8 protein-coding genes are annotated in these 8,817 nt (G+C 71.4%); 1 reads left to right on the top strand and 7 read right to left on the bottom strand.

Annotated elements, in window-relative coordinates; translation table 11 throughout:
* Positions 1 to 95: 95 nt before the first annotated feature.
* On the bottom strand, positions 96 to 899 hold the full coding sequence (locus H0523_RS30865; protein ID WP_054435235.1) for an aspartate dehydrogenase: 804 nt from the start codon (positions 897 to 899) through the stop codon (positions 96 to 98).
* A gap of 171 nt (positions 900 to 1,070) precedes the next feature.
* On the opposite strand from H0523_RS30865, the gene H0523_RS30860 reads away from it, so the two are divergent.
* Positions 1,071 to 1,577 (top strand): GNAT family N-acetyltransferase, encoded by a 507-nt coding sequence (locus H0523_RS30860; protein ID WP_054435231.1) that lies wholly within the window; start codon positions 1,071 to 1,073, stop codon positions 1,575 to 1,577.
* On the opposite strand, the gene H0523_RS30855 is transcribed toward H0523_RS30860, so the two are convergent.
* From H0523_RS30855 to H0523_RS30830, 6 genes are all read right to left on the bottom strand, one after another.
* A complete protein-coding gene (locus tag H0523_RS30855) occupies positions 1,558 to 2,469 on the bottom strand; it encodes a BMP family ABC transporter substrate-binding protein (protein ID WP_054435228.1) in 912 nt (303 codons plus the stop codon). The two genes, H0523_RS30860 and H0523_RS30855, sit on opposite strands and share 20 nt — an antisense overlap.
* The gene (locus H0523_RS30850; protein WP_054435225.1) at positions 2,466 to 3,443 is read right to left on the bottom strand and encodes a Bug family tripartite tricarboxylate transporter substrate binding protein; all 978 of its coding nucleotides are present in this window, start codon (positions 3,441 to 3,443) and stop codon (positions 2,466 to 2,468) included. Before H0523_RS30850 ends, H0523_RS30855 begins: the two co-directional genes overlap by 4 nt.
* 92 nt (positions 3,444 to 3,535) lie before the next feature.
* Positions 3,536 to 4,924 (bottom strand): amidohydrolase, encoded by a 1,389-nt coding sequence (locus H0523_RS30845; RefSeq protein ID WP_054435224.1) that lies wholly within the window; start codon positions 4,922 to 4,924, stop codon positions 3,536 to 3,538.
* Between the two features lie 179 nt (positions 4,925 to 5,103).
* On the bottom strand, positions 5,104 to 6,597 hold the full coding sequence (locus H0523_RS30840) for an MFS transporter (RefSeq protein ID WP_054435221.1): 1,494 nt from the start codon (positions 6,595 to 6,597) through the stop codon (positions 5,104 to 5,106).
* A gap of 99 nt (positions 6,598 to 6,696) precedes the next feature.
* Complete coding sequence (locus H0523_RS30835; RefSeq protein ID WP_054435218.1) at positions 6,697 to 7,647, bottom strand: Bug family tripartite tricarboxylate transporter substrate binding protein; 951 nt, start codon at positions 7,645 to 7,647, stop codon at positions 6,697 to 6,699.
* 55 nt (positions 7,648 to 7,702) lie between these two features.
* Positions 7,703 to 8,817, bottom strand: a 1,115-nt coding sequence (locus H0523_RS30830; protein ID WP_180180275.1) for a carboxylesterase family protein, incomplete at its 5' end; no start/stop codon positions are given.

Here is an 8,817-nt window from a genome sequence, read left to right as displayed (position 1 = left end):
CGGCCTGAGGCCGGCGCGAGGCGTTGCGCCGCGCGGCCCGGTCCCGGTGGCCGGCACGGGCACAACGGGCGGCGCCCGTCGTGCGCGGATGCCGCTCAGGTGCCGACGCGCAGCGGGCCGGTCAGCTTGCGCAGCGCCGCGATCACGCTTTGCGCGGTGATGCGGCCGGTCTTCGGGTTGGCCGACGGGATGTTCTGGATTTCCATCGAGAACGAGGCGGAGTCGGACACCACTTCGACGCGGTGCACGTTGCGCTCGAGCGACGGGTCGGCCCAGATCTCCAGCGTGGTGCGGTCCGGGCCGATGCCGGCCAGCGACACGCTCACCGCCACGTTCAGGTTGGCCGGGAAGCCCACCGCCGCTTCGCGCGGCGAACCGCGGAAGATCAGGCGCGGCTCGGTGATGCCGTCGATGTCGATGTTGTTGTCGGTCAGGTAGGGCGCGCCCAGCAGGCCGCGCACCGGCTTGCGCGTGATCATCGTGACCGAGTGGATCTCGCCTTCGGCGGCGGCGGTGATCGCGTCCAGGCCCAGGATGGCGCCGGACGGCACCAGGATCTGGCCGTGGTGGCGGCGCGCGACCTCGATCAGGTCGTCGTGGCGCAGCAGCGCGCCGGAACTCAGCACCACCAGCTTCTTGCCGGCCGTGAGCACCGGCTCGGCCAGTTCGCGGAACACGGCGGCGGGGGCGCATTCGACCACCACGTCGCAATGGTCGGCCAGCTCGCCGATGGTGGTGAACACCGGCTTGGCGTTCTGCCAGGCCACCGCGGGCGCGGCCTGGGGATCGCGCACGGCCACGGCGGCCAGCGTCAGGCCGGGCAGGCCGGCATCCAGGGATTGCGCCACGGCCTGGCCGATGGCGCCGAAGCCGGCGATGCCGACGCGGTAGCTGTTCATGGAAGATTCCGGAGAAGGGGCGCGAGGCGCCGTCAGGTTCGCGGGCCGGCCGGCGGCAGCGTGGCCGGCCAGGGTCGGCGGTCACTGTAGCGAGGGGCCGGGCGGGCGTCAATCATCGCGGGGCTTACACTCGCGGTCTGTGCCATGCATTCATTGCCAAGGAGAAGGGCCATGCGAATTTCCGCCGAAACCCCCGACGACATCGACGCCATCTTCGCGTTGACCCAGCAAGCCTTCCAGGACCATCCCCACAGCCAGCAGACCGAGGGCTACATCATCGACGCGCTGCGTGCGGCCGGCGCGCTGACCCTGTCGCTGGTGGCGCGCGAGGACGGCAGGGCCGTGGGCCACATCGCCTTTTCGCCTGTCGCGATCAGCGACGGCGCGGCGGATTGGTATGGGCTCGGGCCGGTGGCGGTGCCGCCCGCGATGCAGGGGCGCGGCATCGGCGCGGCCCTGATCGAGGCTGGCCTGGCCGCGCTCAAGGCGCGCGGCGCGGCCGGCTGCGTGGTGATGGGCGATCCGGCGTACTACACGCGCTTCGGCTTCGCGGCGACGCCGGCGCTGACCTACCCCGGCGTGCCGCCGGCGTACTTCATGGCGCAGGCGTTCACCCAGCCGGCGCGGGGCGAGGTGGCATACCACGCGGGCTTCGCGGCTACCGGGCCGGCGGCGTGAATTCCCGTCCCGTGTAGTCGGTCGCGACCGCGATCTCGCCGCGCGCCAGCCGCGCCGACCAGTCGTCCAGCGCGCGGCGTTCCTCCGCGCTGACGTCCGCGCCCAGCGCCAGCCGCAGCGATGCGCCCGCTTCCAGGCCGAAGTGCGTGACCGCGCCGACCCGCAGCGCGCCGACGGCGTGATCGGCCGCGGCCCGTTCCACGCACAGCCCCGAGTCGGCCAGCGCCGATGCCAGGTACACGGCCGGATCGCGCGCCACCCAGTCCAGCACATTGCCGATCTGCCACAGGCCATGGCGGCGGCAGGCGCGGCTGATGCCGTCGCGGCCGCCGTCCATCATCGCGAACACCACGCGGGCGCCGTCGGCCGCCAGCGCGTCGGTCCAGGCCTCGGCCAGCGCCGGGTCATGCTGGTTGCCGCAAAAGCCGGTCAGCGGATCCTGCCCGCGCACGCGGCGCACGCCATCGGCATAGGCGGCGCGGCCCTTCAGCCCCGGCCGCACGCGTTCCCCCGACAGATGCGCGGCGCCGCCGCGCAGGCCCGCCAGCACGCCGGCCAGGAAGGCCGTGTGCTCCTGCAGGATTTCGTACGAGGCGACATTGGCCGCATGGTGGCTGCCCTGGGTGATGGCGAACTGGGTGCGCGGAAAGCGCGGCGCCACCCGCGCCACCGGCGCATCGCCCTGGCCGCCATGCACGATGACCAGGTCCGGGGCGGCGGCGCACAGGTCCGCGAGGCGCTCTGCGCGCGCGTCGGGGTCGTTGGCCGTGATCCATTCCACCTGCAACGGCTGGCCCGCGCGCGCGGCGCGCGCCGCACCTTCGACGGCGGCCTCGTTGAAGCCGCCGCGGCCGGGTTGGCCGAACAGCGCCAGCAACCGGCGCGCGCTCACAGGCTGGCTCCGGTGGCGCGCACCACCGGTCCCCAAGCCTCGGCCTGGCGCCGCACGAAGTCGGTGAATTCGCTGGATGACTTCTGCGCCAGCACGAAGCCCTGGCCTTCCAGCTTGGCGCGGATCTCGGGGGTGCGCAGCACCTGCGTCAAGGCGTTGTACAGGCGTTCGCTGACGGCGTCGGACAGGCCCGCCGGACCCGACAGGCCGACGAAATTCTCGGCCACCAGGCCGGGATAGCCCAGTTCGCCCACCGCCGGAATCTCCGGCGCCTGCGGCACGCGCTGCGCGGTGGTCACGGCCAGCAGGCGCAATTGGCCGGTGCGCAGGAACGGCAGGTTCTGCGGCAACGCATCCACCGCGAAGCGGATCTGTCCGCCCAGCAGGTCGTTGCGCATCGCGCCCGAGCCCTTGTAGGGAATGTGTTCGAGCCGCGCGCCGGTCTGGCGCGCGTACAGTTCGCCGACGATCTGGCCGACCGACGCCAGGCCGCCGCTGCCGTACTGCACCGGCGCCGGCTGCGCCTTGATCCACTCGGTCAGTTGCGCGAAGGTCTCGACCGGCACCGACGGATGCACCACGAACGCGGTCGGCACCGCGCCCAGGTAGGCCACGTGGCGGAAGCTGGCCAGCGGGTCGTAGTGATGCTGCGGCATCAGCGCGGGCGAGATCGACAGCGGGGCCGAGTTCGACATCAGCAGCGTGTAGCCGTCGGCCGGCGCCTGCGCCACCTGCGTCGCGCCGATGGTGGAACCGGCGCCGGGACGGTTGTCGATGACGATCGATTGCCCCAGCAGGTCGCCCAGCGCCGGCGCGATGACGCGCGCGGCGATGTCGCTGGCGCCGCCCGGCGGAAACGTCACCACCAGGCGGATGGGCCGTTCAGGCCAGGCGGCGGCGCGCGCCCGGCGCGGACGCGCAAGCGGCAGGGCCAGCGTGCTGGCAAGCAGGAATCGGCGGCGGGAGATCGGCATGGCAGGTCGGCGCTTTGGCGGCAAAGGGCCGTACTGTAGGAAACCATGCCGTCCGCCACAAAGACTTTATGGCGGTTTGCTTATGCCGGCCGCTAGCTGCCTTGTTTGGCCTTGGCCATGTAGTCCACCGTCAGGTTCGACAGCGCCCGCACGCCGTTGATGAGCCCCGATTCGTCCACGTAGAAACGCGGCGAATGGTTGGGCGCGGCCGTCTCGGGATCGACGTCCTTGGGCGTGACGCCGAGATAGAAGAACATGCCCGGCACCTTCTCCTGGTAGAACGAGAAGTCCTCGGACGCCGTCGACTTGGGCTGCAGGCCGTAGTTGCCTTCGCCCGCCACGCGCCGCAGCGTCGCGCCCATTTCCTCGGTCAGGCCGGGGTTGTTGACGGTGGCGTTGTAGAGCTCGACCACCCGCACGTCCGCCTTGGCGCCCGCGCTTTGCGCGATCTGCGTGGCGGTGCGCGCGATGCGCTGGTGGATGTCCTTCTTCATGCCCTCGTCATACGTGCGGATGGTGCCCGTCATGGCGACGCTGTCCGGCACGATGTTCATGCGGTTGCCGCCGTGGATCGCGCCCACAGTGATGACGGCCGGCTCCAGCATGCTGTTGATCTGGCGGCTGGGAATGGTCTGCAGGCCCAGGATGATCTGCGAGCTGACCACGATCGGGTCGATGCCCGACCACGGCCGCGCGCCGTGCGTCTGCTTGCCGGTGACGTCGATCCAGAACTGGTCGGCGGCGGCCATCGCCGGGCCGCTGCGCCACGACAGCTTGCCCACCGGATAGCTGCTGGAGACATGCAGGCCGAAGATCGCGTCGACCTTGGGATTGTCCAGCACGCCTTCCTGCACCATCATCTTGGCGCCCCAGATCTTCTTGCCGTCCGGCTCGAAGTCGGCCGGGCTTTCCTCGGCCGGCTGGAAGATGAATTTGACGCTGCCGGGCAGCTGGTCCTTCATGCCGGCCAGCACTTCGGCGGTGGCCATCAGGATGGCGGTGTGGGCGTCGTGGCCGCAGGCGTGCATCACGTCCACTTCCTTGCCCAGGTAGGTGCCCTTGGCCTTGGAGGCGAACGGCACGTCGACCTGTTCCTTGACCGGCAGCGCGTCCATGTCGGCGCGCAGCGCCACCACCGGGCCGGGCTTGCCGCCCTTGAGCAGCGCCACCACGCCGGTGCCGGCCACGCCGGTCTTCACTTCCATGCCGAGCGCGCGCAGATGGTCGGCCACCAGCTTGGACGTGCGCGTTTCCTGGTTGCCCAGTTCGGGGTGCTGGTGGATGTCGCGGCGCCAGGCGATGAGCTTGTCCTCGATGGCCTTGGCGCGCTGGTCGATCTGCGCGGCCAGTTCGGGCACGGGCGCCGGCGCCAGCGGCCCTTGCGTGCCGGGCGCGCTTTGCGCGACGGCGGCGCCGCTCAGCGCCAGGTGCGCGGCCAGCGCCAACGGCGCCAGGCGGAACAGGATCTTGCGGTGTTGCATGGCATGTCTCCTCTTGGTTGTTAACCTGTTATTGGGCGGAGATCTTACCGGAGCGCATGCACGGCGGCGCGCTTGTTACGCCTGCTTAAAAACGGCGCGATTTGATTCCGGGCGCTGGAATTCCATGCGCTGGAATTCCGCGTCCAGCCTGGGTTCCGTGCGCCCGCCCCGGCATCCATTCATGCCGCTCGCAACACCGGCCGCGCGCCGCGCGTGACCCACAACAGCAGCAGCGCCGCCAGCAGCGAGGCCGCGCCGGCGCCGGCCATGGCGGCATGGAAACCGCCCGCCAGCGCATCGGCGAACAGCGCCGCCACGCCATCGGGCTGCGCCGGCAGGACGTGCTGGGTGACCGCGATGCGCGCCACCGCCTGCGCATCCGGCTGGCCCAGCCGCGTCAGCGCCGTGGCCAGGCCATCGATCGCGCGGCCGCTCATCAACGCGCCGAGCAGCGCGATGCCGATGGTCATGCCGGTCTGGCGCAGCGCGTTCATGGTGGCCGACGCCATGCCCGAGCGCTCGCGCGGCACGGTCGCCATCACCGCCATGCTGGTGGCGGGCACCGACAGCCCCATGCCCAGTCCCAGCAGCACCATCAGCGAGCCCGACAGCGCGTAGGGCGTGTGGGCGTCGAAGCTCATCATGCCCAGCATGGCCGCGCCGACCATGGCGTAGCCGGCGATCATCAGCCGCGGCAGGCCGAAGCGCGGGGTCAGCCGGCCGAACACCGTCGACACGATCCCGGTGGCCACGAATTGCGGCGCCAGCTGCCAGCCGGCTTCCAGCGGTGACAGGCCGCGCACGTGCTGCAGGTAGAGCGAGAAGAAGAACAGGCTGCTGTAGGCGCCGAAGCCCATCACGAACGACGCGAAGTTGGTGCTGGCGAAGCCGGCGTCGCGGAACAGGCCCAACGGCAGGATGGGGCGCGCCACGGTGTGCTCGACCCACAGGAAGGCGATCAGCCCGAGCGCGGCCACGGCCAGCGCGGCGAGGGTGGCCGGCGCCTGCCAGCCGTGTTCGCCGGCGGTGATCAGGCCATACGTCAGCGCGCCCAGCCAGACCACGCTCAGGGCCTGGCCGATTGGATCGAAGGCGGCGTGCTCGGGATGCGCGCTTTCCTGGATGCCCCAGGCGCCCAGCGCGATCGCCACCACGCCCACCGGCAGGTTGATCAGGAAGATGCTCTGCCAGCTGAAGTGCGCCACCAGCAGGCCGCCCAGCATCGGGCCGACGATCAGCGAAATGGCATTGCACGACGCCCACAGGCCGATGGCGCGGGCGCGCTCGGCGGGATCGGGAAAGGCCTGCGTCAGCAGCGACATCGCGCCCGGGATCAGCAGCGCGCCGGCCACGCCCTGCACCGCGCGCCCGGCCAGCAGCAGCGGCAGGTTGTCGGCCATCCCGCAGAACGCCGAGCCCAGCGTGAACAGCGCCACGCCCGCCAGCCACGAGCGCTTGCGGCCGTAGCGGTCGCCCAGCGGGCCGGCCGACAGCATGAAGGCCGACAGGAACAGGGCGTAGGCGTCCACCACCCATTGCAGGCCGGCCATGTCGATGCGCAGCGCCGCCTGCATGGTGGGCAGGGCGACGTTGACGATGCTGATGTCCAGGATGGTGATGAAGCTGCCCAGGTTGACGGCGAACACCAGGGCGCGGCGGCGATTGGGAGTCATGCGGATGGCCGGAAGAAAGGGGATGACCGCATTCTAATAAATGACTGACCGTCGGTCAATAAAGAATGAACGGGCTTCCCCCGGCCCGCGCTGGCGCGCCTACTGCAGCTTGATTCCCAGTTCCTTGATCAGTGGCTCCATCTGCGCGCGATCGGCGGCGATGGTGTCGGCCAGTTCCTGCGCGCTGCCGCCGATCGGAATCATGCCCAGCGTTTCCATCTGCGCCTTCATCGCCGGTTCCTTGAGGATGTCCGCGACCGACTGCTGGATCCGCGCCACGCGGTCGGCCGGCACGCCGGCCGGCGCCATCAGGCCGATCCACGGTTGCGGCGCGTAGTCGCCCATGCCCGACTCGCGCAGCGTGGGCGTGTCCGGCAGGCCGGGAAAGCGCTGCGGGCTGGTGATGGCCAGCGCCCGCAGGCGGCCGCTGTCGATCAGGCCCTTCGAACTGGAGGGGGCGTCCAGCCCCACGTCGAGCTGGCCGCCGATCAGGTCGTTCTGCGTCTTGCCGGACGAGGACGACGGGATGTACAGCGCCTTGATGCCGGCGCGCCGGGCGGTCTGCTCCCACACCAGGTGGAAGGCGGTGCCGATCGAGAACGAACCCACCGTCAGGCTGCGCGCCTTGCTCTCGCGCACGAAGTCCTGCCAGGTCTTGATGGGGCTGTCGCTGGGCACGATGAAAAGGAACGGCGTGCGCGCCACCAGCGCCACCGGCTGCAGGTCCTTTTGCGGATCGAACGGCAGGTGGTCGACCGCGAACGGCACGATCGTCACCGACGACGCCACCACCATGCCCAGCGTGTAGCCGTCCGGCGCCGACTTGACCAGCGCGCCGGTGCTGATGATGCCGGACGCGCCGGGCCTGTTTTCCACCACCACCGCCTGGCCCCAGGCGGTGGACAGCTTGCTGGCCAGCACGCGCAGCATCACGTCGACCGGACCGCCCGGCGGATTGGAGACGATGATCTTGACCGGCTTGTCCGGATAGGCCGCGCCGGCGGCGGCGGGCAGCAGCAGGGCGAGCGCGATGGCGAATGGCTTGAGCATTGGTATTCCCCTTGTCGATGTTGGACGCGCCGGGTCATGCGCCCGGCGCGGGACTTCAGGCCAGCCGTTCCAGGTGCGGCGCGGCCGGCCACGCGGGCGTTTCGCCGCGAATGAAAGCGATCCAGGCGCGTTGCGTGGTCTGCGCCAGCGCGGCGGCCTGTGTTGGCGCCAGGCCTTGCAGCATGGGCGCGTCGGCAAAGGCGGCGAGCGTGTCGAAGACGAACGGCAGCTCGATGCAGTGGCAGGCCTGGAAACGGGTCGTGGGCGCCACGTCGAAGCGCGCCAGCCAGGCCTGGCGGCCCTGGGCGGCGGCATCCGCGGCCCACTGGCGCGATGGCGCGCCGAACACCGCCTCGCTGGCGGCCGCGCAGTCGGGGCCGTCGCCGCCGGGAAACGCCGCCATTTCGTCGCGGGTGTAGCTGACCAGCACGTCGGCGCGGCCAGCCGCCTGGCGCAAGGCCGGCGCGATGTCGGCCGGCAGCACCTGGCCATCGAGCACCGGGCCGAACAGGCTGCGGCGGCTGCTTTCGGCCTGCAGGGCCGCGATGACCGCGGGCGCCTGCTGCGCCGCCAGCAGCCGCTCGACCGGCAGCGCGCGGGCGTGTTCGAGCGTGTCGGCGCCGGCGGCGGCCAGGAATGCCTGGCCCAGCGCCGCGGCCTGCGCGCTGCTGCGAAAGCCGCGGCCGAGCGCGGCGCTCTGCAGGATGGCGCGGCCAAAGCGCGGCCGCCGCGCCAGCATGGCGCAGATCGACGAGGCGCCGGCCGACTGGCCCATCAACGTGACGCGGGCCGGGTCGCCGCCCAGGTCCTGGATGTTGTCGAGCACCCAGTCGATGGCGCATTCCTGGTCCAGCAGGCCGACGTTGGCGGTCTCGCCCGGCACGTGCAGCCAGCCCAGCGCGGCCAGCCGGTAGTTCACCGCCACCACCACGACGTCGCCGCGCGCCGCCAGGCGCGCGCCGTTGTACCAGTCGAGCGCGCCGCCGCCGCTTTGCCAGGCGCCGCCATGCAGCCACACCACCACCGGCCGGCGGCGCGCGTCGGCGGCGGGCGTCCACACCGTCAGGTGCAGGCAGTCTTCGGCCTGCGGCGCGTCGAAGTCGCCCATGGCGCCGCGCAGGCGCGAGGGCAGTTGCGGCGCCACGCTGCCGGGGCGGGTGGCATCGCGCG

The sequence above is a fragment of the Achromobacter insuavis genome (genome assembly GCF_902859645.1).
Taxonomy (GTDB): domain Bacteria; phylum Pseudomonadota; class Gammaproteobacteria; order Burkholderiales; family Burkholderiaceae_B; genus Achromobacter; species Achromobacter insuavis.
The sequence above is the reverse complement of the archived record's forward strand: the minus strand, read 5'-3'. Positions and strand labels throughout refer to the sequence as shown.